This is a genomic window from Parasphingorhabdus litoris DSM 22379 (genome assembly GCF_020906275.1).
Classification (GTDB): Bacteria; Pseudomonadota; Alphaproteobacteria; order Sphingomonadales; family Sphingomonadaceae; genus Parasphingorhabdus; species Parasphingorhabdus litoris.
This window is the reverse complement of record NZ_CP086727.1, coordinates 437,332-463,117: the sequence shown is the minus strand read 5'-3', so window position 1 is coordinate 463,117 and position 25,786 is coordinate 437,332. Positions and strand designations below refer to the sequence as shown.

Genomic DNA, 25,786 nt, shown 5'->3' with positions numbered 1-25,786 from the left:
AGATGGACCTTGGTCGCAGACAGATGATCGCCGCGGCATTATGTGCCAGTGTCGCATCTCCGGTTTTCGCCGCGAACGAGAAATATGATAAAGACAAAGCTATGACCGACACCAAAACTTACGCCGCCGTTGCAATGCAGCTCGCCGCGCGTTCGATTGAAAAGACGCCAGACAAGGCCGCCGCCCGCGCACAGATGCTGGCGATGATCGGTGAAATTGAAACCAAAATCCGTTCGGCGATAATTTTTATCCAGCAATATGCCGGCAATCCGGTCAGGTTGGCGGTGCTGCCGGAATATCTGCTGACCAGCTATCCGGGGCGCATTTCGATCCCCGACTTTGCCGACAAGGCTGCGCTGGAAGTGGATGGTCCGGAATATGACGCGCTGGGCGCGATGGCGCAGCGGCTGAAAATGTTCATTGCCGGCAATGCCTATGAAGTGGATGCGAATTTCCCGGGTCTTTATTTTCAATCCAGCTTCGTGGTCGCGCCATCCGGAGACGTTGTGCTGCGCTATCGCCGGCTCAATTCGATGTTTGCGCCGACGCCGCATGATGTCTGGACCAAATATCTTGATATCTATGGCCTCGACGGAGTGTTCCCCGTGGCGAAGACAGAGATTGGCAACCTTGCCGCCATTGCATCGGAAGAAATACTCTATCCCGAAATCGCCCGCGCCCATGCGCTGCGCGGGGCCGAGATTTTCGTGCACAGCTCGTCGGAAATCGGTTCCCCGCTCGACACGCCAAAAGATATCGGCAAGCGCGCACGCGCACAGGAAAATATGGCTTATGTCGTCTCCGCCAATACCGCAGGCATTGAAAACACGACCCTGCCGCTGGCCTCTGCCGACGGGAACAGCATGGTGGTCGACTATAAGGGCCGGGTGATGGCCGAGTCGAACAGCGGAGAGACGTTCACCGCCTTTGCCGATATCGATTTGGGCGCCTTACGCGCCGCGCGGCGCAAGCCTGCGATGACCAATTTCCTCGCGCGTCAGCGGCTGGAGCTTTTTGCCGCCACTTATGGTAATTTGTCCGTACAAAAGGCCGACGGTTTGATCGAGGTCAATGAAGTGAAGACACCCGATCGCGATTACTTCCTGCGCACTCAGGAAGATACAATAGAGCGCATGATAAAGGAGGGCTTGATATGAGCAAAACAGTCCCGAGCGACCAGAAACTGGACGTCGCACCACCCTATAATGCTGTGGCCCGGCATGGCGTATCACCGCAGCCGTCCCACGACGAAATCGCGCGGTTTGATTTCCTCGCCAATTTCAACAAATTCCTGTCCGGCGCTCTCGGGCCCGGCAATCAACTGGCCTATGACAAGCGCGTGCTGCCGGCTTTTCTAAAAGAAAACGGCCGGGAACCACAGGACCGGTTTGAAATCCGCCACGCGATGAATGATGATCCGTTCCACTCATTCTGGTCCGCGCTGAAACGCAATTCGATGGAAATGCGCCAGCAAAATGGCCGCGCTATGGTGCTGCGCCAGATTGATGAACTCAACGCCAAGGCGCGGCAATATAATGAGGGCCGCGACACGCTGGAACTAAACCCCGAAGTCGCAGTGCCGCGCTATCAGAGCGCCGTCGACATTCACTGCATGCCAGGCAGCTATCATGGCGAAGAGCTGTCCGGCGATGTTTCCGCGGGTGCCAATTATGATTGCGGCATCTTTGCCACCACGGCAGGCGGTCTCGGCGCGCTGTCGGATGGCGGCGGTCAGGCGCTGGTTGACTGGATCAAGAAAGAACGCCCCGGATGGCAGCCGCGCCGGATGCTCGATATCGGCACCACAGTTGGCCATAATATCGTCCCGCTGGCGCTCGCTTTTCCCGATACTGAGTTTATCGCGATCGACACAGCCGCGCCGATATTGCGCTATGCTCATGCTCGGGCTCAATCGCTTGGTGCAACCAATATCAAGTTCATTCAGTCCAATGCGGAAGACCTGTCGCGCTGGGATGACGGAACCTTTGACTGGGTCCAGACGACAATGTTCCTGCATGAAACCAGCGGTAAGGCGCTACCGAAAATCATTGCCGAAGGATACCGCGTCCTCGCCGACAATGGCCTGATGTTCCATCTGGAACAGCCGGAATATTCCGATGCCATGCCGCTATTTGAGCAGTTTCTGCGGGACTGGGATGCGTTCAACAACAATGAACCCTTTTGGTCCTCCATGCATGCGCTGGATATGAAAGACGAGATGGTCAAAGCCGGCTTTGATCGCGATGAGCTTTTCGAAACCGGAGTGCGCGCCGTGGTGGATCGAGAGATTTTCCCCGAAGCACCAACTGGCGAGGACGAAGATCATGGCCGCGCCGCTTTCTGGCATGCCTATGGTGCCTGGAAAAATGCCGATCAGATGCAGGAGGCAGCAGAATGACGGACCAAGTTTTCGACTGGATGGCCGCGGCCAATAAAAAGGCCAAAGGCAAGCGTCCGGAATATTTTGACGATCCCGAGGACGAACGGATGCTGTCCATCCTGATGGCAGTTGTCGGCGAAGTTTCTGTGCTGCGTGAGCGTATGGATACGGTCGAGCGCCTGCTCGACGCCAAGGGTACAATCAGCCGCGATGACATCGAAAGCTATACGCCGGACAAAGAGGCGGCCTATGAGCGCGGCGCGATGATCCGCGAGTATATCTACCGGGTGATGCGCGGCCCGCACCAGATGGTCGAGGAATTGCAACAGGCCGAACCGCCTGTGGAAGAGGTCAGCAAGGAGCTGAAGGAAATCTAGCAGCTTTTCTCATGATAAGAATGAAAAAGAGCCTGCCCGACAACTATGTTGGGCAGGCTCTTTCTTTGAGGAACTTGGTTTTCAGAACGGTTTGACCGCGCCCAGGAAACAGACCCCGGCAATCGTGATCCAGTAGATATAGGCTGCAATACGCGCTTGCCCGATTTCCCGTTCGAGCGCGTTTTCCTCTGCCGCATCGGGTCCCTCAGCCAGCTTGCGAAACCGCACTGTCCAGTGGCGCATGACGACGCGCAGGAATAATCCGATGCAAAGGGCAAAGGCATAAAGGCCGATTTTGGCGGGATACCAGTCATTGCCCTCACCCGAAGTGATTGGGCCGCTGCCACCCAGTGCCATGAATGTGACAATGAACAAGATGGCGATCAGCGGATAGCGCAGCATCTCTTCAATCTTGGTCACCTTCACGCCGATATCGGTTTCCCGCTTGATGAAGGCGGTCCAGGTCATCGCTAGCCAGATCGCAAAAAACAGCCACATCCACCAGATTCCCGAACCATCGAGAAAGGGCACAAAACCATATAGCTTGCCCATATGCAGGCCGAGCGGTAGCAGCAGAACAATGCCGGTGCGCGCCAATATGTCGATCCGATAGGCTGTTTCCATGTGTCGCCGCCGTTCTTCCAGCGACAGGTTGCGGTTGGTGACATTGTAACTCGTCTGGAAAACACCCCATTCGCCGCCCAGCCAGTAAACCATCGCCAGAATGTGGATCCAGCGCAAAATGCTCAATTCATTTGTTGTGAGAAATTCCATTACCAACGTCCTCCCAGACCGTGTAAATAGCTTTCTGCAATTTGTCCGGACAAATTCCTCTTGGCAAGAGAAAAATGCGCTGGCATGAAGAAACATGAGGAGAATGGGATGAAGCACCGCATTATCGAAGGCCGTCTGGAATATACGTCGCGCAAACCGGAGATGGAGGGTCAGAATCGCGGGTTCGAAACCTTCATGTTCACCCATCATAGTGATGGCAAAGTGACCATGCGCGCGCATTGCGAAATTTACGAACCCGAACCCACGGTTATGCGCGATATCATCTACGCGATGGACGAGCATAAACAGCCGATGGACTGCCATGTCAGACTAACCGTCGGAGATAAATTTATGGGTTCAGGCTGGATGCGCTTTGACGGAACCCATGTTGAAATGGAATCCTATGGCCCCTCGATCGGGAGGCTCTCTCAAAGGGTTGAAGCGGAATTGCCGCTCGACGGTTTCGGCACACACCCGATTGTCTCAGACGGCTATATGCTGTCGACCAAGGATTGGGATAAGGAAACAAAGCGCCTGCTCAATTGCTATCTGCCCTCCCCCGATCATCGTGGTGCAACCCCGCCGCAAATTGCACAGGTCAAGATCGGTGCCATCTATATCGGCACAGAAGAAGTTACCGTGCCGGCCGGCACCTTCCAGTGCAAACATCTGCAATTTGTCGATGATGCCAGCATAGTACCGGGAACCGGCGGCATGGCGGGCGAGCATCCCGCCTATGACGTGTGGATTACCGATGATGACGACGGCATATTCGTACAGGGTGGCGTCGGCGGTTATATGATGACGTGGTACGAGCTGGTCGAACTTAAACGGTAATCATCACCTTGCCCATATGACTGCCGCTTTCGAGATGCGTGAAAGCCGCAGCTGCATCGTCAAAGTCGAAAACGCTTTCGACCAACAGTTCGATATCGTTTTTCGCAACCACATCCAGCGCCTGTTGCAGCATCTCTCGATTGCCGGATGCGATGCCCTTGATTGCGATATTCTTGCCAATCAAAGCGCCCTGGCTGGCGCTGGATTGATCCTGCGGCGTTCCGGACAGCGCCCCCAGAGATCCGATGCGCGCATTGACGGCGCAGGCCGCCACGGTTTCGCCCATCGCCGGAAAACCCAATGTATCAACGACAACATCTGCGCCTCGGCCACTCGTGGCGTCCAGCAAAGCGGTGCCCCAATCGGGTCGGTCGCGATAGTTGATGCCGTAATCCGCGCCCATTTCCTTGGCACGCGCCAGTTTTTCATCGCTCGACGAGGTGATCGCGAAATCCATTCCCATTGCCTTGGCCAGCTGCAGCGCGAATATGGATACACCGCCGGTTCCCTGTGCGAGCACGAGATCGCCCGGCTTAGCCTCACCAAAGGCCATCATCGCATGCCAGACCGTGCTGCCGACGACCGAGAAGGTAGCCGCGCTATTGTCGCTCACATTTTCAGGTACGACCACGGCTGCATTTGCAGGGAGAATGATTTTCTCGGCTAGCCAGCCATTGGCGGTAACGCCCAGATCTCTGGCAAATACGGCAAAGCTATAGGCGCCATCGAGCCAGGTGGCGAAATGCGGGGCCATGACGCGGGTTCCCACTTCCAGTCCGGTAACATCAGCCCCAATGGCTTCAATCACGCCGACACCGTCAGACAGAGGCACGCGATCTTCAGGCAGATCCGTACCATAGTCGCCGCGAAGCACCATCAGGTCGCGATAGTTAAGACCGGCTGCCGTGACCTTGACGACAATCTCGTCCGGGCCCGGTTCCGGATCGCTATGCTCGGCCAACTGCAATCCGCCAATGCCGGTTCTGGATCCGATTTGCCAAGCCTTCATGTTTCGTCACTCCCTTGTTCGCGCAGCGGTGCAAAAATACGATCGATAAATTCCTTGAGCTTTGCTTCACGCTCCGCTTCAGAGGCTTCCAGGCCTTCAAGCGCCATCAGCCGCTCTTCCTGCACCCACATTTCCTGCGCCATATTCATGACGACGGCGACAAAGCGGTCCATGCCGGGATCATCGAAAAACTGGGGGTTGCCATCAAGCCCGTAAATATCTTTCGGTGTGTCGTCCGGTTTGAAAACCGGACCGGGGTTTTCCTTTTGCGTGCTCATCTTTTCCAAGCACCAAAACCAAACCACATAATGCCTTCGGCCAGTCGTCCGGTGGTTTCGCTGTCGACGGCATTCGCATTCTCGTCTGCAATGGCTTGCGCTACCGCTTCCTCACCATAGATGCCGATGCTGGGCACGACGAACTGGAAATAGTCGTCTGCGCCAAAGCCGCCTGCCTGGCACAATTCGGGCGGGCTCTCATCGCGATAACCTTTGTAGAAAGGCTCCGAATTATACCAGCTGTCCCAGTCCAGATAAAAGCCGTCAAAGGCATTCATCTGGTCATTAGGTGGCAATTCCATATGGAGCAGCAGACCGCCAGGTTTCAGCACCCGATAGGCTTCCTTAAACGCCGCCGCGCGCGCTTTCTTCGATAATTCATGCAGGAACATCGAGGAAAAGACGAGGTCGAAACTGGCGTCGGGATAGTCCAGCGCATCGGCGGACATTTGCGCGAAACTGACCTCCTGCCCCTGCATCTTGGCGCGCGCCGATGCATAGCGCAGGCCGCCCGCCGCTGCGTCAATCGCCTCTACCTTTGCGTCGGGATAGGTCTGTTTCCATGGCAATGTATTGTGGCCGATAGTGCAACCGGTATCGAGAATGCTCTGCGGTTTGAAATCGGGGAATTTCCCTTTCACATAAGCGGCCATGGACAGGCCGATATCATCAAGATTGGCACCCATCAGACCCATAGAGAACACGGCCAACCCCTGATCATAGACCGCGCCGGCTTCGAGAGAGTCTCCGCCGCGCGTGTAGCTGCCCGGCATCAGGTGCACTTCAATCGCATCGACATTACGGGGGATATCGAGATCGGGATTGAGTTTGACAGAACCAGGCCCGTTGGCAACTTTCGCTGCCTCCGCTTCCAACCGTTCAATATCTCTTGCCACCACATCGCCCGACGCCTGCCAGACCATTTTCTGCGCCTGCACCCGCATTGCCGAATAGATGTTGAACGCCGGGTCTCCGCGCAGCGCCTGATGTGCTTCGTTGCTGGTTTCCGGCTGGCGGCCGTTCTCCCGGGCAAAGGCAGGGGCTGCGCGCTTGTCATAGGCCAAGCGCAAATCACCGGCGAGATCGTTGAGGATGAACGCCCGGATGCCGGACACAAAGCGCCCGCGCGCGGCCTCTTCCGCCGTCAGTTCCGGTTTCATCGGATGCTGCAATTCCACGCCCATCAGAAATTCTCCTCTGCAAAAGCCTCTATTCGCGCTGCCTCGCCCGATTGCCGGATCAGCACGCGTTTACGGAAGAAGCGCATCAGGCCGCTGGCCCCCATTCGCGATGCGCCGAGCCCGGAATAGCCAAAGCTCGATTTTTCCGCTTCCCAGACCATCGATGTTAGCGACCCGTCATTGATTGATACCGCGCCCGCCTTCAGATGGGATGCGATCTGTTCCGCTTCCGTAACCGATCCGCCAACAACCGCAGCGGACAAACCGAAGATACTATCATTCGCCTGTGCAATCGCCTCTTCAATCTGATCATAGATCACGACCGGGATGACGGGACCGAAATTCTCTTCGCGGATGATGTTTGAATCCGGTGGGACATCGGTGAGAATGGTTGGCCTGAGATAGAGCCCGCCGCCGAGATTTTCGACTGCGCCCCCGGTGACCAGTTTGGCGCCTTTCCTGACCGCGTCATCAATCTGGTTCTGCGCAATTTCCGCTTGTTTTTCAAAGATAAACGGGCCGATATGGCCTTTATTGATGTCGGGGTAATTGAGCGCCACCGCCTCTGCCTGCGCCGTCAAACTGGCGAGAAACGGCTCGGCAATCTCCCGCGCCACATAGACCCGCTCGATCGACTGGCAGGCCTGCCCGGTGTTGACGATACTGGCCCGCAGCGCCGTCGCCGCTGCCGTCTCCGGATCCGCGCTCGCCAGCACGATCATCGGGTCCTTACCGCCCAGCTCCAGACTAGCCGGAATAAACGCCTGCGCGGCACTTTCGCCAACTTTCCACCCCGTCGCCACCGAGCCTGTAAAACAGACATAATCGACCTGATCAATCATCGCCGCTCCGGTTTTTCCATCGCCTTCAATGATCGACAGCACCGCCGCTAGCTCCGGGATTTGCTCGACAGTTGCCATCAGCGGCTTGATAAATCGTGGCGTTACCTCAGACGGTTTTATCAGCACTGCTGATCCCGCCATCAAAGCCGGAATCGCGTCAATCAGCGCGAGCGTCATCGGGAAGTTCCACGGGCTGATCACACCGGCCAGTTGATATGGCACCAATTCCGTCGATGTGGTGATCGTCGGAACTGAAGTCGGCTGATCAGCTGGTTGACCTTCGGCGATAAGCTGCGGCGCCGTTCTTGCCCAGCGCCGTATTTGTCCCGGTACTCCCGCCGCTTCGATTTTCGAAATCCCACCGCGCCCCGTGTCGTTAGTCAACGCAGGGATGATCGTCCCAAGATTGACTTCGATCGCATCCGCCCATTGCAGCAATATTGCGCCACGTTCTTCGGGTGTCTTGGCTGCCCAGCCGGTCTGCGCTGCGCGCAGTTGCTGGGCAATATCAGTGACCGTCTCACCACTTAACGGAGCGATCTCATAGTCGGTTTTACCAGTACGCGGATTGCGTATCTTCATTGCTGTGCCTTCCAGCTGTTGAGTATCGCATCGCCTCTTGCAAACCCGATATCATTATGCTCTGCAAAGCTCGCGATCAGCTTCTCAAAACCGCTGATCCGATAAGGCAGTCCCATGATATAGGGCGTCAGATGCATCGGTAGCATCCGGCCACCATATGACTCAGCCTCCGCAAGCAACCAGTCTGCAGCATCGCGTATCTGCTGGGCATAGCTGTCGACCGAGTGCTGCTGGACATTGATAATCTGGCGATCGGAGAGTTCATGATTAAGCGGGATATTGGTGATCGTTCCAGCGTCTGTCTTAAATCTATAAGGCAGTTCGTCATTCGCCCAGTCACACATATATTCTACACCAGCTTCTGCTAGGAGCTTTGCGGTTTTGAAGCTCTGTGACCGCGCTATCGATAGCCAGCCGCGCGGCCGCTTCCCGGTCGCTTCTTCCAAGGTGGTAAGCGCTGCATTGATCAGGGCCTTTTCATCCGCCTCATCCATACCACCTGCAATCGTGCCGTTCATATCCGTGCTATGCGCGATGATCTCATGACCACCGGACAGGATATCCTCAATCAGCTCCGGATAGCGTTCAGCCATCACGCTGTTGGTTGCTACCGAGACTTTTGCTCTCACCTTTTCAAACGCATCCAGCAACCGGTAAATCCCTATCCGTGTGCCATATTCGCGCGCAGTATAGTGGCGATAATCTGGATAAGCGGTCTGCATATGGCCGGGGGCTCGGAAGGGATCATCATCCGGCATCATCGGGAAATATTCCAGGCTGATGACCGGCCAAATAAGTAGCTTCTTATCATCAGGCCATGATACCGGTTTCCGCCCGAACAGGTTGCTGTAAGGATAGTAAGCATGGTCCATACCACGACCACGCTTCGGGTATTCGAGATAGCTTGGATCAAGGCTCATGATGCACCTCCGGTCTGTTTCCGGAAGGCATCCACGATATCACCGGCCCTGGAAATCCATGCCCGGCCATCCCCCGCAATATGTTCGAGCACTGCTTCAAACGGACCAATCCGATGAGGTTGACCAATGAGATAGCTGTGCAGAGGAATGCACATTACAGTTCCTGATTGTTCGCCCTCTTCCGCCAGTCGGTTATATTGCCGTATCAGCGTATCGGCATATTCTGTCGGCGACATATTGTAGATGAAGAAGCCATAATGGTCGTTGACCTCAAGGCTATAGGGAATCGCGGTCAACCGCCCAGACTTCACTTTTACGTCCGTCGGTTGATCATCGTGATACAGGTCGCAGGTATAATCCATGCCATATTCCGCAAGCAGGTCGAGCGTGCGCGGCGTATGTGTCAGCGCGGGAGCCAGCCAGCCTCTGATTCTTTGGCCGGTGGAGCGCTGTACCGTTTCAATCGAGTCCTCAATAATCGCACGTTCCTGCGCCTCATCCATTCCATAAGAATAGCGGGTATTGTAAATACCATGGCTAAAAAACTCCCAACCACGCTGATTGGCATCCTCCACCACTTCCGGAATATGATCACATAAGGCGACCGACAGGCTGACAGATCCGGGAAAGCCGTGTTTTGTCATCATCTCCGCCATGCGCCAGTGCGACACGCGGTTCGCATGATCGCGGTGGCTATAACCGACAACATCCGGATGCGGCTTTACCCAGCTCTTCCGATGAGGGTTAACCGCCGGGTCCAGTTCGTAAAATTCCAGATTGGGCGCAACCCAGACCGCGCAAGTCTTTCCCTCCGGCCACTCGATTTTCGGACGACCGCGATAGGGCAGATAGTCATATAATCCTGGATCGGAATTTTGTGCTTCGGACACTAGCGCGCCTCCAGCCAGTCAATCACCGCCTGCACCGGTTCGACATCCGCGTATTTCAATTGCAAATCAGTCAGGTTGGCAAAATGATAGCTTTCATGCTTATCGGCGCAGGTTTCAATCGGAACGATCGTGCGATATCCATGACTTAGCGCATCTACCGCTGTGGCACGCACACAGCCAGACGTAGAGCCGCCGGTCACCACCACCGTATCGACTTTATGCCATGTCAAATAGCTCGCCAGCGGCGTTTCGAAAAAGGCGCTCGGCATCCGTTTGGTATATTGCAGATCATCGGCCCCTATTTCACAGCGCGGATCAAGCAGGTGCCGCTCGCTGTCATATTTGATATTCTGCAACGAATCTTCAGTATCGGTTCGCGTACCCCAGACACCAGCATCACCGGCGTCTTCTTTATAAGCGACCCGGCTCCAGATAACCGGCATAGCTTTAGCCCGTGCTGACGCAGAAATTTGATTGATATAGTCAATCTGATTCGGATCGGTCTCATATGCGGTCTTGAACATGTCCGTCCGCGTATAGGCCTGTTGCACATCGACATTGACGATGGCGAGCTTATCGCCGAAACCAAATTTCTTTCGTGCGGGGTTGCCAATGACTTCTTCAAAGATTTCCCGCGCCGTGCGGCCATCGGAAACCATTTTTGTGCCGACAAGCGTCATAGTTTTTTCTCTCCGGATTCGATAAAATTACAATAATCTGCAAAAAAGACTTGTCGAGACAAATTTGTCCGGACAAATTGGAAAAATGATCACACGGCACTTTATCGATGTTTCGAGCGGCGGCAATAAACGCCGCGTCCATTATCGCAAGGCGGGCAAAGGTCCGCCGCTGCTTATGGTGCACCAAAGCCCGCGCAGCTCAAAAGAATATGAAGCGCTGATGGAAAAATGGGCAGCGCATTTTACCTGTATTGCTCCTGATACAGCGGGTTTTGGGCAATCTGATCCGCTTCCCGGCCAACCGGAAATTGCCGAATATGCGGATGCGACTATCGACTTTCTCGACGCGCTGGGAATCGAAAAATGCGCTGCCTATGGTTTTCATTCCGGCGGCATCATTCTGGTGACAGCAGTCAAACGACACCCGACTCGAATCACGACGTTGGCAGTCGGCGGCTATGCCATTTGGTCCGCGGAAGAGATGGCGCTGTTCAGCGATCGTTATCTTCCCGAATTTCATCCGTCCGATTATGGCGAACATCTGACATGGTTGTGGAACAGGATATTGGAACAAAGCTGGTTCTTCCCGTGGTTTGCAACCGATGATACCCATCGGCTTTCGGTTGCCAATGATGATCCTGCGCGCGTGGATGCGATTGTTCGTGAAATGCTCGATGCTGGAAACGCTTACCAGGCCGGCTATGGTGCCGTGCTTCGGGCGCCGCGTGACATTCCGGCCGTGGGCGCTGATGTCCCACCCTGCCTTATCAGCGCCTATAATGGCGACCCCTTGCAAGAGCATATCGATCGCTTGGGTGACATGCCATCCGGCTGGGCGGCGCAAAAAGTCACAACGCCAGAGGAGCATCAGGCGGTTAGCCTGTCCCATTTGCTGGCTACGGAGACGGTGACAATCGACACCTCATCTGATGCCAGTGATGAGGGTTTTGTCGAGATTCGAACGGATGCTTTTAACGGTTTGATCCACTGGCGCGGCGATCGCAGCGCAGATCAGCTCAGTCTTCATGCCCCCGCCTATGCAGTGATCGGCAATCCACCCGCCGGTCAGATGGCCATTGATCTGCCCGGCCATGGCTTGTCGGACAATTGGACCGACGAAGCTCCGGTCAGTTGGGTTCCTTGGCAGGATGTCATAAATGCTGTTGCTGATGCTCTCGGCACAGGAACGACAGTCTATCCTTCCCTGCCTGAAGGCGAACCGGAAAAACTATATCCGGATTTGTCGCCAGATCGTTTTGGCAACTATCTCACTATGGCGTGGCAGATTGTTCGTGCCCGTCACATGTTTGCGCCTTGGTATCAGGTCGATGCCGCTCATGCCGTCACATTTGATGCACAGCAGCTTAAGCCAGAGCATCTTGCCTCGGAGCATCTCGCGCTGATCAATGCATCAGCAGCCAAAGAATTTCATATCGCCCTCCAATCTAAACAAAAGGAAAACTAATGGGAATCAGAGAAGACATGCCGCTTTTGGCCCGCCATGAAGGCGTTTGGGACGGCACCTACACCTATTTCAATGCGCAGAATGAGAAAATTGACGAGCACGCCTCTCGCCTGCTGTGCCGTTTTCCTGATCAAGGAGATATCCCCTATCATCAGACCAACCATTATACTTGGGCAGATGGCAAGACGGAGATTCGGGAATTTCCAGCCGAATATCGCGACAAGCGGGTATGGTGGGACAATGATCTGATAAAAGGTTGGGCCGCAGAAGTGCCGTTGGATGAATATAACCGCACAGTGATGCTTTATTGGCAAAGGCAGGGCGATCCGTCTCTTTATCTCTATGAACAGATCCAGATTTCCGACGATGGCCAGAACCGGTGCCGGACATGGCATTGGATCCGCAACGGTTTATTGGAAACCCGGACAGCGATACAGGAGGTTTTCGTGACCAAGGACTGGCGCTCTATTGATGCCGAAATGGGGGCCGTTCCTGCCTGAAGCATTAAGCCTTTTTGACAAATTATGGGATAGCCAAGTCGTCGCTGCCTTGCCGGGCGGCGGCGCACTTGTGGCTATAGACCGGATATTCCTGCACGAACGTACCGGGGCCTCTGCGTTAAACGCTTTGAGGGAAGCGGGACGTTCAGTGGCTGATCCAGCCCGGGTTTTCGCTGTTACAGACCATATTGTCGATACCCGCCCCGGGCGGACGGACAAGACCCTGATGCCAGGTGGTCAGGCTTTCATCACCGAAACACGCGCCGCCGCCAATGCAGCCGGCATCGCACTGTTTGATGTGAATGACCCGGACCAGGGAATTGTTCATGTCATTTCCCCAGAACTCGGCATTGTTTTGCCAGGATGTACATTGGTGGCACCAGACAGCCATACATGTACGCAGGGCGCTTTTGGAGCGCTGGCATGGGGTATAGGGTCATCGGAAGCAGAACATGCGATGGCGACGGGAACGCTGCGATTGAACAAACCCAAATCGATGCGCGTTCGATTTTCGGGTCAGGTTTCAAAAGGCGTTACCGCCAAAGACATGATTATGACCCTGATCGCCCGCCATGGCGCGGCAGGCGGCAAAGGGCATGCGGTCGAATTTGCCGGAGATGCGGTTGAAGCGCTCGACATGGAAGGACGGATGACCCTGTGCAACATGGCAACGGAATTTTCCGCCATGTCGGGTTTTATCGCCCCTGACGCCAAAACTTTCGCTTATCTTGAGGGGCGGCGCTATGCTCCGAAAGATGCGCTTTGGGATCAAGCCGTCACTAGCTGGAAGAAGTTGGCCAGCGATGCGGATGCAGTATTCGATGCTGAAATTGAGATCGATTCTAGCGCCATTGGGCCGATGGTCAGCTGGGGCACCAGTCCGGAACATAGTGTCGAGATCGACAGCACGTTACCCGAAACGGCGGGCGACCGGCCGCTTCAATATATGGCACTGGAGAAAGGTGAGAGTCTTGCTGGAAAACCGATAGATGCCGCTTTTATCGGCAGTTGCACGAACAGCCGCCTGTCCGACCTGCGCCGCGCCAGCGCGCTGTTAGAGGGCAAGAAAATCGCCGATCACATCAAAGCCATCTGTGTTCCCGGTTCATCTCGCGTGAAGCGCGAAGCAGAAGCAGAAGGGATTGACAAAATTTTTCGTGATGCGGGCTTTGAGTGGCGGGAAAGTGGCTGCTCGATGTGTTTCTATGCCGGTGGCGAGAGTTTTGAAGCGGGATCACGGGTGATCTCGACCACCAACCGCAATTTTGAGAGTCGTCAGGGTCCGGGTGTCAAAACCCATATTGCCAGCCCCGAAACGGTGGTGGCCAGTGCGCTGGCCGGTGCCATTGCCGATGTGCGGGAGCTGTTGTGATGGCAGAGCCGTTCACCACACTGACTTCTCTTCCCATGCCGTTGATCCGTAACAATATCGATACGGACCAGATCATTCCCTCTCGCGAGATGAAGAGCACAGGAAAAACAGGACTTGCTGACGGTCTGTTTGCCGGGTGGCGCTATTCTGCAATTGGCGGCCGTGATCCGAATCCGGATTTTGTGCTCAACGATCCCCATTTTGCAGATAGCCAGATCATTCTTGGCGGTGCCAATTTTGGTTGCGGATCAAGCCGCGAGCATGCTGTCTGGGCTTTGGCAGAATATGGTTTCCGTGCTGTTATTGCACCAAGCTTCGCACCGATTTTTGCCGGCAATTGCGTCCGCAACGGCATTTTGCCGGCGGTTCTCGATGCAGCAGCCATCAATGCCATTGAAAAGGCAAGCCAACCGGTCACGATTGATCTGGCAGCCGAAAAAGTCAGCATCAATGCAGCTCAAAGCTGGCCCTTCCCGATTGACGAAGAACCCAAAGCAATGTTGCTGGAGGGATTGGACGCTATCGACCTTAGTTTAAAAATGGCCAACGAAATTGCCGCATGGCAAACGGTCGACCGCGCAAAGCGGCCATGGATATACCTAGGAGCCAGTCAATGACCCCATCTGTCACAATCAGCGAAGTTGGACCTCGCGACGGTCTGCAAAGTGTCGATGCCGTGATGCCCACCGAAGCCAAAAAGGCATGGATCAAAGCGGAAGCAGAAGCGGGCGTGAGCGAGATTGAAGTGGGGAGCTTTGTGCCGCCCACCTTGCTACCCCAAATGGCGGATACCGCCGAGATTGTCGCCTATGCCAAGACCTTACCTGATCTAGACGTTGTTGCGTTGATTCCCAATCTGAAAGGCGCAGAGCGCGCTGTTGCCGCTGGCGTCGACAAGATGTCGATCCCTTTTTCGATGTCCGAAACCCACAGCATCAAGAATGTCCGCAAGGACCATCCAGCCATGCTTGCCGAGATCAAAGCGATTGCCGATCTGGTCGCTGCGCAGCCCGAAGGACGCCGCCCCCATTTCGAAGTGGGACTTTCCACCGCTTTCGGCTGCACCATCGAAGGCCCGGTTAGCGAAGATCAGGTTGCACGCCTAGCGGAAGCGGCCATCGAAGCCGGTGTCGCCGAGGTCGGCCTGTCCGATACCACAGGCTATGCCAACCCAGCACAGGTCACGCGAATGGTCCGCCAGATTAAAGGTGTCATCGGCGCTGACAAGCTCAACACGCTGCACCTCCACAACACGCGCGGGCTTGGCTTGGCCAATGTCATGGCCGGACTGGAAGAAGGCATTACCACTTTTGATGCGTCTCTTGGCGGTCTGGGCGGTTGTCCTTTCGCACCGGGTGCCTCGGGTAATATCGTAACCGAGGATCTGGTATTCATGCTCGAAGCCATGGGCATCAACACGGGCATCGACCTCGACAAGCTGCTGAAAGTAAGGGATATTATTGCAGCAGCCCTGCCCGGCGAACCGCTTTACGGCTTCACACCCGACGCAGGCCTACCGCTCGGATTTGAAAGGACCGCAGCATGAAAACACCAACACCCCTTGCTGGACTGAAAGTCATCGAATTCACCCATATGGTCATGGGGCCAGCAGTCGGCGCGATCCTTGCCTCACTGGGTGCAGACGTGATCCGCGTCGAACCCATTGGCGGTGACCGGACCCGCAATCTGGTTGGTTCCGGTTCGGGCTATTTCCCGATGTATAATCGGCACAAGCAAAGCATTTCGCTTAACCTGAAAGACTCCGAGGGACTCGGCATTGCCCGGCAGCTGGTTGAAAGCGCCGACATATTGGTCGAAAATTACCGCCCCGGCGCCATGGATCGTCTGGGGTTGGGCTATGAAGAGCTCGCCAAGACCAATGATCGGTTAATCTATGCGTCGGAAAAAGGGTTCCTTCCCGGCCCCTATGAAAATCGTACGGCGCTTGACGAAGTGGCCCAAATGATGGGTGGACTTGCCTATATGACAGGACCGCCAGGCCAACCCCTGCGTGCGGGTTCCAGTGTCATCGATGTTACCGGCGGCATGTTCGGAGTAATCGCAATATTGGCGGCGGTGGAAGAGCGCCACCAAACCGGCAAGGGGCAAAAGGTGCAAAGCTCTCTTTTTGAAACCACCGTCTATCTGATTGGTCAGCATATGGCGCAAAAGGCAGTAACCGGAAAAGCGGCCGACCCCATGCCCGCTCGCATCTCGGCTTGGGCAATTTATGATGTGTTTCAGACCAAGGATGAGCCGATTTTTATCGGCGTAGTGACCGATGCACTGTGGGAAAAATTCTGCAAGCTATTCGCTCTGGATGATCTATGGGCCGATGAAAGCATTCGCGAGAATAACAACCGGGTTGCAGCGCGCGACAGGATCATGCCGCAGATTCGTGAACTCATTGCCGGCTTTGGGCGGGATGAACTGATCGCCAAGCTCGAAGGAACCGGTCTGCCTTTTGCACCAATTGCGCGCCCAGAAGATATGTTTGACGATCCGCATCTCAACGCCAGCGGCGGCCTAGAGCCCGTCTCTCTGGCAAATGGAGAACAGACCAAGCTACCATCGCTTCCGATTGAAATGGACGGAGCACGGCCATCTGCATCTGCCAAACTATCAACCATCGGCGAACATAGCGATGCGATTTTGAATGAACTCGGTTTAAACCAGGAACAGATCCAGATTCTAAAGGATGCTGGCACAGTCAATTAATCTGACTTCGGGTCAATACTCTCTGGCACAAAAGTAACAGTGGCCCTGTACGGACGATCTCTCTTACTCTGCACACTAAAGAGGGAGATCCAATGCCATGAACACAGATGTTCTGGTCATCGGGGCTGGTGCGGCCGGCCTGACCGCTGCTCTAGCAGCACATGAGGCTGGTGCGAGCGTAACGGTCATCGAAAAGCAGCCAAAGCTGGGCGGTACCGCTGCGATATCTGGCGGTATCGTTTGGATACCCGGCAATCGGCAGATGCAGGTTCATGGTATCGAAGACAGCCGCGAGGACGCGCTCGCCTATTTCCGCTCTCTCGATCAGGGCGATATAGATGAAGTTGCACTATCTGCCTTTGTCGAAGAAAGCCCACGCGCTTTAAGTTTTCTCGAAGATCTCGACGCGGCGAGACTCAGCTTGCTGGAAGGCTATCCTGACTATTATCTCGATCGCCCCGGAGCCAAGCCAGATGGCGGCCGCGCGCTGGACAATGATCTGTTCGATTTTTCTGCGCTCGGCGAATGGGCTCAGAAGGTTTTTGAGCATGGCCCCGCACCGCGCATGATGTTGCGAGAAACGCCGCTGGGTGGCGGCACTGGACAGATTGATCCATCCGAGATGGCACGCCGCGAAGACGAAGATTTGCGCGGGTGGGGACAGGCTTTGATTGGACGGTTGCTAAAGGCCTGTCTTGATCGGGGAATTGAGCCTTTATTGGATGTAGATGGCTACCGCCTGGTTGTCGAAAATGGTCGTGTGACAGGTGCAAGAATACGTCGCGATAATGGCGATCTGACTGTCAACGCTTCACAAGCTGTGATCCTCGCGACTGGCGGATTTGAGTGGAATGAGGAGTTGAAACAAGCTTTTCTGCGTGGCCCCCTTGATGCCCCTGCCTCACCACCAACCAACCAGGGTGATGGTCTAAAAATGGCAATGGCAGCCGGGGCCAGCCTTGGCAATATGACCAGCGCATGGTGGGTGCCTACCCTCTCTATGCCGGATGTGAAATGGGAAGGCGGCGAACAACGTTCCATGCCGGTTTTGATCGAACGAACCTTGCCGCATACCATTATGGTCAATGCCGCTGGCAAGCGCTTTTGCAACGAAGCCAATAACTATTCAGCGCTGGCGGGGGCGTTTCATCAATTTGATCCGGCAACATATGCCTATCCCAATTTACCTGCTTATCTGATTTTCGATTCACAATATCTGTCCCGCTATCCTCTAGCCTCCGTGATGCCCGGTGATCCGCTACCGGACTGGATCACAAGCGCAGATGATTTGGAAAGTCTTGGCGCTGCGTTGGATATGGATAGCAAGCAATTGATGGAAACCGTCTCCCATTTCAACGCCCATGCCATCAAGGGTCATGATCCTGATTTTGGTCGTGGCGAAAGTGCCTATGATCGCTTTTACGGGGACAGGTCACGCGAAGGCGCATCCGCGACATTGGGCGCAATTACCAATGGTCCCTTTTATGCAGTGGAAATCCGTATGGGTGCGCTCGGTACCAATGGCGGTGCCAGAACCGATGGATCAGCGCAGGTGCTTGATCATGAAGGAGAGCCAATTCCCGGCCTGTTCGCAGCCGGCAACGTTATCAGCTGTCCAACCGGCGGGGTTTATGCAGGCGCCGGCGGGACCCTCGGCCCCGCCTTGACCTTCGGATATATTGCTGGCCGCTCTGCTGCCCGGCGGATCAACAGCTGACCAACAATCAACCTGTTCAAGAAGAGGAAATGACCATCAGAATATTGACCATCGGTGCAACTGGCGACCAAGGCCATCCTTTGTTAGAACGATTGCTCGCAGCTGGCCTGCATCCAGTGGCAGCTCTGCGCAATACAGCCGCACTCGCCAACACACCATTTGCGGATGTCGAAACGGTTGAAGCCGATCTTTACGATGAGCAGTCGATGATTGCCGCTGCACAGGGCATGGATGCAATAGCAATGCACCTGCCTTTCGTATTCGATCTCGACAAAGCCACCCAGCTTGGTCGCAATATTGCAGCCGCGGCCAAGGCGAGCAGTATGTGCAAAATCGTCTTCAATACCAGCTGCTATGTAGCCGATGAAGATAATGGCAACCCGGCCCATGACGGCCGTCGGGCCATAGAGAAAGCGATAATCGAAAGTGGCATCGAATATGCGATTTTCGAGACCAAAGTCTTCATGGATAATATGATCCGGAGCTGGAACAAGCCTTCCATCGTCAACAGTTCGATATTTGCTTATCCCGCTAAGCCGGATTTGAAAATTTCGTGGATCTGTTTGGATGATGTCGCCGCCTTCATGGTTGAAGCGCTGCAAAATGATAATCTACCGAGCGGGCGCTACGCAGTTGGCGGGCCACAAGCCCTAGTCGGTGATGAAGTTGCTGCGATCCTTAGCGAAGCCGCCGGCAAACCGATTACGTTCAAGAGCATGACACCAAATGAGTTTGCATCTGCGATGAGCCTGCTTGTTACCGGTTCGGCCACCGTCGAACCCAAATCAATTTATAGCGGCATGGCAAGTTTCTACAGTTTCTATAATGAACAACCAGTGTCGCCGCTCATTGCTGATCCAGCGGAAATGGCGAAACATTTCAAAACCCGGCCGACCCCACTGGCCGAATGGGCAGCCCGGCAGGATTGGACCGATCCGACCGATCCTGCGCTGGCGATCAGGATGGCAGGCATGCAACAAGGGAATTAATGTTCCAATTCTATCGCTCCCTTTCAAGAATCTGTCATGTTGAATGGATAAGTTGGCACTATATTCGATAGGAAAGTGACCACTGACAGGGTGAGCAACATGCAAATTAATCGCCGCAATTTTGCCGGAGGCCTGACCGCTCTGGCGTTTTCTGGTTTTGCACAACATAGCAGCCTCGCGCGTACCGGTGCAGCAATGTCCCATAAAGGCTATGGTGCATTGCAGACCGATCCCAACGGTTTGATCGATCTGCCAGAAGGTTTTTCCTATCGGGTCATTTCCGAATTTCGTGGTGCTATGTCTGATGGCAACCGGGTCCCGGACCGCGCCGATGGCATGGGCTGCTTTGCGATGCCGAACGGCAAGATCGCGCTGGTTCGCAACCATGAGCTGAAAGCCAGTCATTTTGACGACGGCCCCTTCGGAGATGTCCCTTCAACGCTGGCAACTTACGACCATGGTCAGGATGGGAAACCTCTGGTCGGCGGGACTACGACCTTATTGCTGGATGGCGAAAGCCTGGCGGTAGAGCGAGAGCATCTCAGCCTCGTTGGTACCATCCGCAACTGTGCAGGTGGAACAACACCTTGGGGCAGTTGGCTTAGTTGCGAGGAGGATATGACACGCGCAGGCGAGGGCGTGAAACGAGATCACGGCTGGATTTTTGAAGTGCCCGCTGCTCATGAAGGGTTGGTCGATCCGGTCCCACTCAAGGCCATGGGCAGATTTAATCATGAAGCAGCGGCCGTCGATCCGGCGACAGGGATCGTGTATCTGACGGAAGATCGTAATGACAGTTTGTTTTATCGGTTCATTCCCAATGTTTCGGGAAAGCTGGCTGAAGGCGGTAGATTACAGGCGCTGGCCTTTACCGATGAAGCGCTCGATAATGACAGCCGCAATTGGGGTGAGGTGACTTTCAAAACAGGATCGTGGCAGTTTGTCCGCTGGGTTGATGTGAACGAAGTTGAAAGTCCCAAGGATGACTTGCGCGAGCGCGGCGCCCGTGACGGCGCAATCAAATTTGCCCGTGGTGAGGGCATTATATATGGGGATGGCGAATTCTATTTCTGCTGCACTAACGGCGGAGCGGCGAAAGAAGGGCAGATCATGCGTTATCGACCCTCCCGCTATGAAGGACAGAAAGAAGAAGCTGGCGCACCCGCGCTTTTACAACTCTTTCTGGAATCAACGGATCGTCGCGAATTCAGCTATGGTGATAACCTGACTATCGCGCCCAATGGCCATTTGGTTGTTTGTGAAGATCAGTATAGTGCGACTGTTGATAATCATCTGCGCGGCGTTACACCACGTGGCGAAGCTTATGCTCTGGCGCGGATCAGAGTTCAGACAGAGCCTGCCGGTGCCTGCTTCTCTCCCGATGGCCGCACGATGTTTGTAAATCTCTATAGTCCGACAAAGACGCTGGCTATATCGGGGCCTTGGAACAAAGCGATTTAGTCCGCTAAAGCTTCAGTTCGCTCAAATATTCCATGATTTTGGCGCTAGGCAAGACATCAGCATATTTCGCCTGCATGTCGAACAAATTGGCTTTGTGTGGCGCTTCATGGCGGTCTCCGACCGCATCTTCTGCAATGATCGGGATGAAGCCATGGGAACAGCAATCAACACAACTGGCCCGCACACAACCGCTGGTTGACAGGCCGGTGATGATTAAGCTGTCATTGCCATTGGCAGTCAGCGTTGAAGCCAGGGACGTACCGAAAAACGCACTGGGATAATGTTTGGTGATGACCAGTTCATCATCCGCGGGTTCTAGTCCCTTGGGCCATGCACCCATTGGATGGCCAGCGACAAAATTTTCAAGCGGTGGAACTTTCTGGGCAAATCGGCCGCCATCGATCATCGACTGCGTGTAGCTGACATTGGTATAGACGATTAACAGGCCCGCTTCGCGCGCCGCGTCCCGCAATTTCAGCGCATTTTTCAGCGCCTCTTCAACCCCTGCATATAGCGCACAAGACGGATCAAAATAGGCTTCGACGAAATCGATGAGGATAAGCGCAGGTTTGGCACCAAAACCCATCGATCCGTCGAAGACTCCCCCGTAATTATCCGCTGCGCCACCTGCCATAGATCAGAATTTATACCCGACTTCGACACCAAAGCGGCGCAGTTCACCCGGTGAGATAAAGGAACCGCCAAATTCAATCGCCGGAATGACTTCATTCAGATATTTGCGATTGAGCAAATTGTCGGCGAAGGCGGTGATGTTCCAGTTATCGCCTTCCAGACCGAAGCGAAGGTCCAGCACACCAAAGGCCTCTCTTTCAGTAATCGAATAGTCCGCATCCCCGACAAAGGCTGGAAGCGCCAAAGCAGAGCCCGGCAGCAATCCACTAAACAGTGTCGGGCTGGTGTCATCCTGAACCGAATGGAACCATGTCGGACCGGTTATCCGGTAATCGGCCCGCATCACCAGATCAAAATCATTGGCAATGGGCGCAACGACCTGAGTCCCGATATTGATCGTATAATCTGCCGTGTAAGGCGATTTATTGCCCACCGTATTAGGACGTGATGCATTCGCCTTGATCTCGCTTTCAGTCACGTTAACCGCGCCGAAGATATTCCAGCCCTCCACGATTTCGGCATTTGCGTTGAATTCCAGACCGTAAAGTTCGACTTCATCGATATTGGAGACCACACGCAAAAGGCCGAAACCGCCGACGAAAAACTCGAAAAACTGCATGTCATCGACATCGGTATAATAACCCGCCAAATCAAAAGTGATCCGGCCATCGGCAATGGACCCTTTGAACCCAGCTTCAAAAGCACTGGATGTTTCCTTGCGGAAGATGTCGTTGATCAGAACATTGGTACCGATGAACTGGTTGAAATTCTGATCAACAATCGCAGCAGAACCCTGATTGTTGAAACCACCGGATTTGAATCCGATGCCCCAGTTAGCGTAAAAATTAATGTCATCGGTCAACCCGTAACGCAGCGATAATTTGGGCTGGAGCTGTTTGAACGTTTCCGACTGATCGGGAATGGCACCAAAAGCCTGGCCCGGGTTAATCGGTGTTCCGGTAATCGGGTCCGTCGCCAGCGGAACCTGACTGGACACTTCACGGTCTTCAATATCATAGCGCAAGGCCAGTCCAATATCGAAATTGTCCGCAACTTCATAATCCAATGAGCCAAATACAGCATAGACATTGGTATTGAAATTATCGGCGAACAGCTGTGACGTCGGGTTGGCACTATTTGGATCGTTGAACAGTTCGCGGATCACGCCCTGCCCCAAATCGGCTCCCAAGCTGACCCCTACATCCCGGTCGATGTTCAGGAAATAGCCGCCAATCTGCCAACCGAGCGGGCCATCGCCATTGGAGGCCAATCGGACTTCGGCGCTGATATCGGTCTGTTCGCGAATCTGAAACTGCGTTCCATCACAAGTAGTTGGACTATAAGGCCCAAACGTCGATCCATTGGCAGGATCAAAGATGAAAGGCACCGGCACGTTTCCAATAAAGCCCGGTTGGTTGACCGGGAAACCAGTCAATGCGGCAGTGGTAGCGAAGCAGCTATTGGAAGCATCGATCGAAGCCTGCGTCGCTCCTGGAAAAGTGTAACGAGCAAAGTCAGCAGACGTGCCATCGGCGGTCAATGCCTGATCGACATCGGCATAGAGCGCCCAAGCCGTCAGTGTCGCGAAATCAAATTCGTGAGTCAGCTTGACCGAGGCTTCAAATGTCTGCTGCTCATTCGTCGGACGAATATTCGAATAATAGTTGAACGGGTGATCGTTCACGTCTTCAAAAAAGGCCGGGTTATTTGCCGCGAAATTTGGCAGATGGAATGCTGCGTTGAAGTTAATCGACGCGCCGGAGAGATCGGCATAGCGGGCCTTTACATCCACTTCCGTGTCAGGACCGAGTTCAGCGACAAAGCGCCCGTCAACCGACCATGTTTCCTGATCATCGACGACTTTGCGGTTATTGAGGAAGCTGTTCCGGTAAAAACCATCGGTGGTATTGTAGGAACCAGAAAGAACGAAACCAGCGCTGTCACCGACCGGCGCCGACACATAAGCCGATGCTTTGTAGGTATTGTCTTCCGCTGCGCTCAACCGCACACCGCCCTCAAGCTCATCGCCCGGTTTCAGAGTTTGGATAACAATCGCACCAGCCGCCGCATTGCGTCCATAAAGCGCGCCTTGCGGACCTTTCAGGATTTCGATCTGGCGCAATGTGCCCTGATCCTGATTGAGCTGTGCCGTATTGGTTTTCAAAATACCATCCACCACTAGCGCGACCGAGCTTTCTGCATCGCGCGCGCCGTTGATGCCGCGAATGTTGATCTGGGTATCACCAGCCTCTGCGGTGCCACTGACGATGGTGACACCAGCAGTTAGTTGCACAAACTCGTCGGCTTGTTCGATACCAGTACGTTCAAGCGTTTCAGCAGTGAAGACTGTGACTGATGCGGGCACTTCTGCTAGTAGCTCGTCCTGACGCCGGGCGGTGACGATAATTACGTTGCTATCTTCGCCCTCGCCGGCGCCTTGATCGCCAGCGGACTGAGCCAAAGCCGGGTTAAAACTCACCAGAGCAGCAAAGCCTGCCGAAAGTGAAAGAGCCGTTTTGATGCGATACATGTTGTTTTTCCTTCCCTGAATGGAATGATGTGCAGGCCTTTTGACCCGTCATATTGATTTTAAACGAGGACGTTCTCTCCGCTCATGTAAACATAGACTTCCTGAAATTTTCCATCGCGCATGCGCCAGAAATTGGTGTTGTTCAACAATGTGACATTGCCGTCGGCATCGGTCAGCTCCGCGACAAAGCTGGCAGCAATCCGGCCATTGGCTTCATCAACCGTACAAGTGAAATCACGGTGGATAATGGTTTCATAGGCGCCAAAGAAATCCTCAAACATGCGCTTGATTTCGGCTTTCCCGGCATGACGGGTAAAGCTGGTCTGAACGCAGAAAAGGGCTTCGTCGTGGAAGCAAGCGAGCGTGGCATCCATGTTCTTTGCATCAACATTGCCGAAATAGGTTTTTGTAGCAAATTCAATCAGCTCTGCGCGAGAGAGACCGGGTTCATATTGCATCAGGCATCTCCCTCTTTCAGAAGGTTGTCACCGCTCATATAGACAAAGACATGTTGAAACAGCCGATCCTTGCAATAAAACCGGTTGCAATTTTCGTAGCGCAATTGCTCACCGCCATTGGGTGTGATCAATACTGTGAACTGGGAACAGACGGTGTTGGTATCAGGGTCAGCAGTATGGGCGAAATTACCATGCCAAATCGACTCAAAATCCGCGAACAGCTTTTCGAACATCGCGCGGATTGCATCGCGACCTTCGTGGATCGTATTGGATGTCGCTTCATGCAATATAGCGTCGGGTGCAAAGCAGTTCAGCACTTGCGTCAGGTTCTTGTTATCGACGCCGTCAAAATAACGCTTCGTCACGATATCAATGTAAAAGCGATATGGCAGCGGCACCTGCCCTGCCATGCCGGGGGTCCAGTCTGCCATTAATACCATCCTTTTCTGATATCATCGTCTTTGGGCACTTCGGGTGCCGGAAATGCTTTCTTGCTGTGGGTCAGGCCCAGTTCCAGCAAGGTTTCGAGAAATTTATAGGCCACCTGCCCCGGATTCAGCACCGGGATCGGCAGATTGTCATCGAGATATTGGGCCGACTGATGCATGGTCGTGGAACCCAGCACGATAACGTCCGCCCCGTCTTCTTCCATCGCGGCTGTCGCTTCGGCTTTCAGCTTGTCGAAGATGATTTCTTCCTTACCGGCGAGCAACTCGGTGACATCAGGGCGCGTTTCTATCGACCGCAGCGACGCCACCCGTTCCCACCAGCCATATTCAGTCAGGGTTTTCTCATAGAGCGGAAACCATTCCGGCCACATGGTCAGCACCGTGAATTTCTTGCCGAGCATCATGGCGGCTGCAAAAGCGGCCTCGCCCGGGCCAACAACGGGAATTGTAAGACATGATCGCAAGGCGCGCATGCCGCTGTCGCTTACCGTGTCGATGAGGACGCCAGCATAGCCTTCCTCTTCCGCTTTTATTCCGGCCTGAAAAACCGTCCAGTCCATCAGCATAGTGTCGTGATAGCTGTCACCCAGAGCAGCGCCCCAAGGCACAGCGACAAATTCCGGTTTAAACCCCTCACGGACAAAATCAGCGGGCAATTGTTCGGCGCGGGCAGCAACGCCAACTTCATCCATCGGGATGGGAACAATGACTTTTATACGTTTTGGATCAGGCATAACGATTGAC

The 25,786-nt window shown here is 54.4% G+C and carries 26 protein-coding genes; 13 read left to right on the top strand and 13 right to left on the bottom strand.

The window, feature by feature from the left end; all coding sequences use genetic code 11:
* Positions 1-2 precede the first annotated feature (2 nt).
* From BS29_RS02325 to BS29_RS02315, 3 genes are read left to right on the top strand one after another with little or no spacing between them, the layout of a single operon-like run.
* Positions 3-1,157: a nitrilase-related carbon-nitrogen hydrolase gene (locus BS29_RS02325; protein WP_229955619.1), complete on the top strand. Its 1,155-nt coding sequence runs from the start codon at positions 3-5 to the stop codon at positions 1,155-1,157.
* Entirely contained in the window at positions 1,154-2,398 is a 1,245-nt protein-coding gene (locus BS29_RS02320) for a class I SAM-dependent methyltransferase (protein ID WP_229955618.1), read from the top strand. Before BS29_RS02325 ends, BS29_RS02320 begins: the two co-directional genes overlap by 4 nt.
* A complete protein-coding gene (locus BS29_RS02315; protein ID WP_229955617.1) occupies positions 2,395-2,757 on the top strand; it encodes a hypothetical protein in 363 nt (120 codons plus the stop codon). The genes BS29_RS02320 and BS29_RS02315 overlap by 4 nt, the downstream gene beginning before the upstream one ends.
* A gap of 81 nt (positions 2,758-2,838) precedes the next feature.
* Here the strand turns inward: BS29_RS02315 and BS29_RS02310 are convergent, their stop codons facing one another.
* Positions 2,839-3,531, bottom strand: a complete 693-nt coding sequence (locus tag BS29_RS02310) for a hypothetical protein (protein ID WP_229955616.1) — start codon at positions 3,529-3,531, stop codon at positions 2,839-2,841.
* Positions 3,532-3,639: 108 nt separating this feature from the next.
* Between BS29_RS02310 and BS29_RS02305 the strand changes: the two genes are divergently transcribed.
* Positions 3,640-4,368 (top strand): DUF3108 domain-containing protein, encoded by a 729-nt coding sequence (locus BS29_RS02305; RefSeq protein ID WP_229955615.1) that lies wholly within the window; start codon positions 3,640-3,642, stop codon positions 4,366-4,368.
* Here the strand turns inward: BS29_RS02305 and BS29_RS02300 are convergent.
* The 7 genes from BS29_RS02300 to BS29_RS02270 are packed head-to-tail and all read right to left on the bottom strand — an operon-like array spanning position 4,358 to position 10,750.
* Complete coding sequence (locus BS29_RS02300) at positions 4,358-5,377, bottom strand: zinc-dependent alcohol dehydrogenase family protein (RefSeq protein WP_229955614.1); 1,020 nt, start codon at positions 5,375-5,377, stop codon at positions 4,358-4,360. The two genes, BS29_RS02305 and BS29_RS02300, sit on opposite strands and share 11 nt — an antisense overlap.
* Complete coding sequence (locus tag BS29_RS02295; RefSeq protein WP_229955613.1) at positions 5,374-5,655, bottom strand: hypothetical protein; 282 nt, start codon at positions 5,653-5,655, stop codon at positions 5,374-5,376. Before BS29_RS02295 ends, BS29_RS02300 begins: the two co-directional genes overlap by 4 nt.
* A complete protein-coding gene (locus BS29_RS02290) occupies positions 5,652-6,839 on the bottom strand; it encodes a class I SAM-dependent methyltransferase (RefSeq protein ID WP_229955612.1) in 1,188 nt (395 codons plus the stop codon). The genes BS29_RS02295 and BS29_RS02290 overlap by 4 nt, the downstream gene beginning before the upstream one ends.
* Complete coding sequence (locus BS29_RS02285; RefSeq protein ID WP_229955611.1) at positions 6,839-8,260, bottom strand: aldehyde dehydrogenase family protein; 1,422 nt, start codon at positions 8,258-8,260, stop codon at positions 6,839-6,841. Before BS29_RS02285 ends, BS29_RS02290 begins: the two co-directional genes overlap by 1 nt.
* Positions 8,257-9,180 (bottom strand): polysaccharide deacetylase family protein, encoded by a 924-nt coding sequence (locus tag BS29_RS02280; protein ID WP_229955610.1) that lies wholly within the window; start codon positions 9,178-9,180, stop codon positions 8,257-8,259. Before BS29_RS02280 ends, BS29_RS02285 begins: the two co-directional genes overlap by 4 nt.
* Positions 9,177-10,070: a polysaccharide deacetylase family protein gene (locus BS29_RS02275; RefSeq protein WP_229955609.1), complete on the bottom strand. Its 894-nt coding sequence runs from the start codon at positions 10,068-10,070 to the stop codon at positions 9,177-9,179. Before BS29_RS02275 ends, BS29_RS02280 begins: the two co-directional genes overlap by 4 nt.
* Complete coding sequence (locus BS29_RS02270) at positions 10,070-10,750, bottom strand: isochorismatase family protein (protein ID WP_229955608.1); 681 nt, start codon at positions 10,748-10,750, stop codon at positions 10,070-10,072. Before BS29_RS02270 ends, BS29_RS02275 begins: the two co-directional genes overlap by 1 nt.
* Before the next feature lie 85 nt (positions 10,751-10,835).
* Between BS29_RS02270 and BS29_RS02265 the strand changes: the two genes are divergently transcribed.
* The 9 genes from BS29_RS02265 (at position 10,836) to BS29_RS02225 (ending at position 20,972) form a co-directional block, all read left to right on the top strand.
* Entirely contained in the window at positions 10,836-12,215 is a 1,380-nt protein-coding gene (locus tag BS29_RS02265) for an alpha/beta fold hydrolase (RefSeq protein WP_229955607.1), read from the top strand.
* Positions 12,215-12,715, top strand: a complete 501-nt coding sequence (locus BS29_RS02260) for a DUF3598 domain-containing protein (protein WP_229955606.1) — start codon at positions 12,215-12,217, stop codon at positions 12,713-12,715. Before BS29_RS02265 ends, BS29_RS02260 begins: the two co-directional genes overlap by 1 nt.
* Positions 12,687-14,087, top strand: coding sequence for a 3-isopropylmalate dehydratase large subunit (locus BS29_RS02255; protein ID WP_229955605.1), 1,401 nt, complete (start codon positions 12,687-12,689; stop codon positions 14,085-14,087). Before BS29_RS02260 ends, BS29_RS02255 begins: the two co-directional genes overlap by 29 nt.
* Positions 14,087-14,704, top strand: a complete 618-nt coding sequence (gene leuD / locus BS29_RS02250; RefSeq protein WP_229955604.1) for a 3-isopropylmalate dehydratase small subunit — start codon at positions 14,087-14,089, stop codon at positions 14,702-14,704. Before BS29_RS02255 ends, leuD begins: the two co-directional genes overlap by 1 nt.
* Positions 14,701-15,633, top strand: a complete 933-nt coding sequence (locus BS29_RS02245; RefSeq protein ID WP_229955603.1) for a hydroxymethylglutaryl-CoA lyase — start codon at positions 14,701-14,703, stop codon at positions 15,631-15,633. Before leuD ends, BS29_RS02245 begins: the two co-directional genes overlap by 4 nt.
* A complete protein-coding gene (locus BS29_RS02240; RefSeq protein WP_229955602.1) occupies positions 15,630-16,805 on the top strand; it encodes a CaiB/BaiF CoA transferase family protein in 1,176 nt (391 codons plus the stop codon). The genes BS29_RS02245 and BS29_RS02240 overlap by 4 nt, the downstream gene beginning before the upstream one ends.
* A gap of 97 nt (positions 16,806-16,902) precedes the next feature.
* Entirely contained in the window at positions 16,903-18,522 is a 1,620-nt protein-coding gene (locus BS29_RS02235; protein WP_229955601.1) for an FAD-dependent oxidoreductase, read from the top strand.
* A 29-nt stretch (positions 18,523-18,551) separates the two neighbouring features.
* The gene (locus BS29_RS02230) at positions 18,552-19,511 is read left to right on the top strand and encodes an SDR family oxidoreductase (RefSeq protein ID WP_229955600.1); all 960 of its coding nucleotides are present in this window, start codon (positions 18,552-18,554) and stop codon (positions 19,509-19,511) included.
* Positions 19,512-19,610: 99 nt separating this feature from the next.
* A complete protein-coding gene (locus BS29_RS02225; RefSeq protein WP_229955599.1) occupies positions 19,611-20,972 on the top strand; it encodes an alkaline phosphatase PhoX in 1,362 nt (453 codons plus the stop codon).
* 4 nt (positions 20,973-20,976) lie between these two features.
* Here the strand turns inward: BS29_RS02225 and BS29_RS02220 are convergent, their stop codons facing one another.
* Genes BS29_RS02220 through BS29_RS02200 form a run of 5 tightly spaced genes read right to left on the bottom strand, consistent with a single transcriptional unit; the run spans position 20,977 to position 25,776 of the window.
* The gene (locus BS29_RS02220) at positions 20,977-21,606 is read right to left on the bottom strand and encodes an isochorismatase family protein (protein WP_229955598.1); all 630 of its coding nucleotides are present in this window, start codon (positions 21,604-21,606) and stop codon (positions 20,977-20,979) included.
* A 3-nt stretch (positions 21,607-21,609) separates the two neighbouring features.
* The gene (locus tag BS29_RS02215; RefSeq protein ID WP_229955597.1) at positions 21,610-24,135 is read right to left on the bottom strand and encodes a TonB-dependent receptor; all 2,526 of its coding nucleotides are present in this window, start codon (positions 24,133-24,135) and stop codon (positions 21,610-21,612) included.
* Between the two features lie 59 nt (positions 24,136-24,194).
* Positions 24,195-24,593, bottom strand: coding sequence for a nuclear transport factor 2 family protein (locus BS29_RS02210; RefSeq protein ID WP_229955596.1), 399 nt, complete (start codon positions 24,591-24,593; stop codon positions 24,195-24,197).
* Positions 24,593-25,024: a nuclear transport factor 2 family protein gene (locus BS29_RS02205; RefSeq protein ID WP_229955595.1), complete on the bottom strand. Its 432-nt coding sequence runs from the start codon at positions 25,022-25,024 to the stop codon at positions 24,593-24,595. The genes BS29_RS02210 and BS29_RS02205 overlap by 1 nt, the downstream gene beginning before the upstream one ends.
* Entirely contained in the window at positions 25,024-25,776 is a 753-nt protein-coding gene (locus BS29_RS02200; protein WP_229955594.1) for an aspartate/glutamate racemase family protein, read from the bottom strand. The genes BS29_RS02205 and BS29_RS02200 overlap by 1 nt, the downstream gene beginning before the upstream one ends.
* Between the last annotated feature and the right edge of the window lie 10 nt (positions 25,777-25,786).

What these genes read in the sequence shown, in the direction of transcription:
- BS29_RS02245 (WP_229955603.1), top strand. Translation starts at nt 14,701, where the DNA reads ATGACCCCATCTGTCACAATCAGCGAAGTTGGACCTCGCGACGGTCTG.
- BS29_RS02315 (WP_229955617.1), top strand. Translation starts at nt 2,395, where the DNA reads ATGACGGACCAAGTTTTCGACTGGATGGCCGCGGCCAATAAAAAGGCC.
- BS29_RS02310 (WP_229955616.1), bottom strand. Translation starts at nt 3,531, where the DNA reads ATGGAATTTCTCACAACAAATGAATTGAGCATTTTGCGCTGGATCCAC.
- BS29_RS02300 (WP_229955614.1), bottom strand. Translation starts at nt 5,377, where the DNA reads ATGAAGGCTTGGCAAATCGGATCCAGAACCGGCATTGGCGGATTGCAG.
- BS29_RS02240 (WP_229955602.1), top strand. Translation starts at nt 15,630, where the DNA reads ATGAAAACACCAACACCCCTTGCTGGACTGAAAGTCATCGAATTCACC.
- BS29_RS02205 (WP_229955595.1), bottom strand. Translation starts at nt 25,024, where the DNA reads ATGGCAGACTGGACCCCCGGCATGGCAGGGCAGGTGCCGCTGCCATAT.
- leuD (WP_229955604.1), top strand. Translation starts at nt 14,087, where the DNA reads ATGGCAGAGCCGTTCACCACACTGACTTCTCTTCCCATGCCGTTGATC.
- BS29_RS02305 (WP_229955615.1), top strand. Translation starts at nt 3,640, where the DNA reads ATGAAGCACCGCATTATCGAAGGCCGTCTGGAATATACGTCGCGCAAA.
- BS29_RS02225 (WP_229955599.1), top strand. Translation starts at nt 19,611, where the DNA reads ATGCAAATTAATCGCCGCAATTTTGCCGGAGGCCTGACCGCTCTGGCG.
- BS29_RS02210 (WP_229955596.1), bottom strand. Translation starts at nt 24,593, where the DNA reads ATGCAATATGAACCCGGTCTCTCTCGCGCAGAGCTGATTGAATTTGCT.
- BS29_RS02270 (WP_229955608.1), bottom strand. Translation starts at nt 10,750, where the DNA reads ATGACGCTTGTCGGCACAAAAATGGTTTCCGATGGCCGCACGGCGCGG.
- BS29_RS02200 (WP_229955594.1), bottom strand. Translation starts at nt 25,776, where the DNA reads ATGCCTGATCCAAAACGTATAAAAGTCATTGTTCCCATCCCGATGGAT.
- BS29_RS02265 (WP_229955607.1), top strand. Translation starts at nt 10,836, where the DNA reads ATGATCACACGGCACTTTATCGATGTTTCGAGCGGCGGCAATAAACGC.
- BS29_RS02260 (WP_229955606.1), top strand. Translation starts at nt 12,215, where the DNA reads ATGGGAATCAGAGAAGACATGCCGCTTTTGGCCCGCCATGAAGGCGTT.
- BS29_RS02280 (WP_229955610.1), bottom strand. Translation starts at nt 9,180, where the DNA reads ATGAGCCTTGATCCAAGCTATCTCGAATACCCGAAGCGTGGTCGTGGT.
- BS29_RS02325 (WP_229955619.1), top strand. Translation starts at nt 3, where the DNA reads ATGGACCTTGGTCGCAGACAGATGATCGCCGCGGCATTATGTGCCAGT.
- BS29_RS02215 (WP_229955597.1), bottom strand. Translation starts at nt 24,135, where the DNA reads ATGTATCGCATCAAAACGGCTCTTTCACTTTCGGCAGGCTTTGCTGCT.
- BS29_RS02220 (WP_229955598.1), bottom strand. Translation starts at nt 21,606, where the DNA reads ATGGCAGGTGGCGCAGCGGATAATTACGGGGGAGTCTTCGACGGATCG.
- BS29_RS02235 (WP_229955601.1), top strand. Translation starts at nt 16,903, where the DNA reads ATGAACACAGATGTTCTGGTCATCGGGGCTGGTGCGGCCGGCCTGACC.
- BS29_RS02230 (WP_229955600.1), top strand. Translation starts at nt 18,552, where the DNA reads ATGACCATCAGAATATTGACCATCGGTGCAACTGGCGACCAAGGCCAT.
- BS29_RS02285 (WP_229955611.1), bottom strand. Translation starts at nt 8,260, where the DNA reads ATGAAGATACGCAATCCGCGTACTGGTAAAACCGACTATGAGATCGCT.
- BS29_RS02290 (WP_229955612.1), bottom strand. Translation starts at nt 6,839, where the DNA reads ATGGGCGTGGAATTGCAGCATCCGATGAAACCGGAACTGACGGCGGAA.
- BS29_RS02295 (WP_229955613.1), bottom strand. Translation starts at nt 5,655, where the DNA reads ATGAGCACGCAAAAGGAAAACCCCGGTCCGGTTTTCAAACCGGACGAC.
- BS29_RS02255 (WP_229955605.1), top strand. Translation starts at nt 12,687, where the DNA reads ATGCCGAAATGGGGGCCGTTCCTGCCTGAAGCATTAAGCCTTTTTGAC.
- BS29_RS02320 (WP_229955618.1), top strand. Translation starts at nt 1,154, where the DNA reads ATGAGCAAAACAGTCCCGAGCGACCAGAAACTGGACGTCGCACCACCC.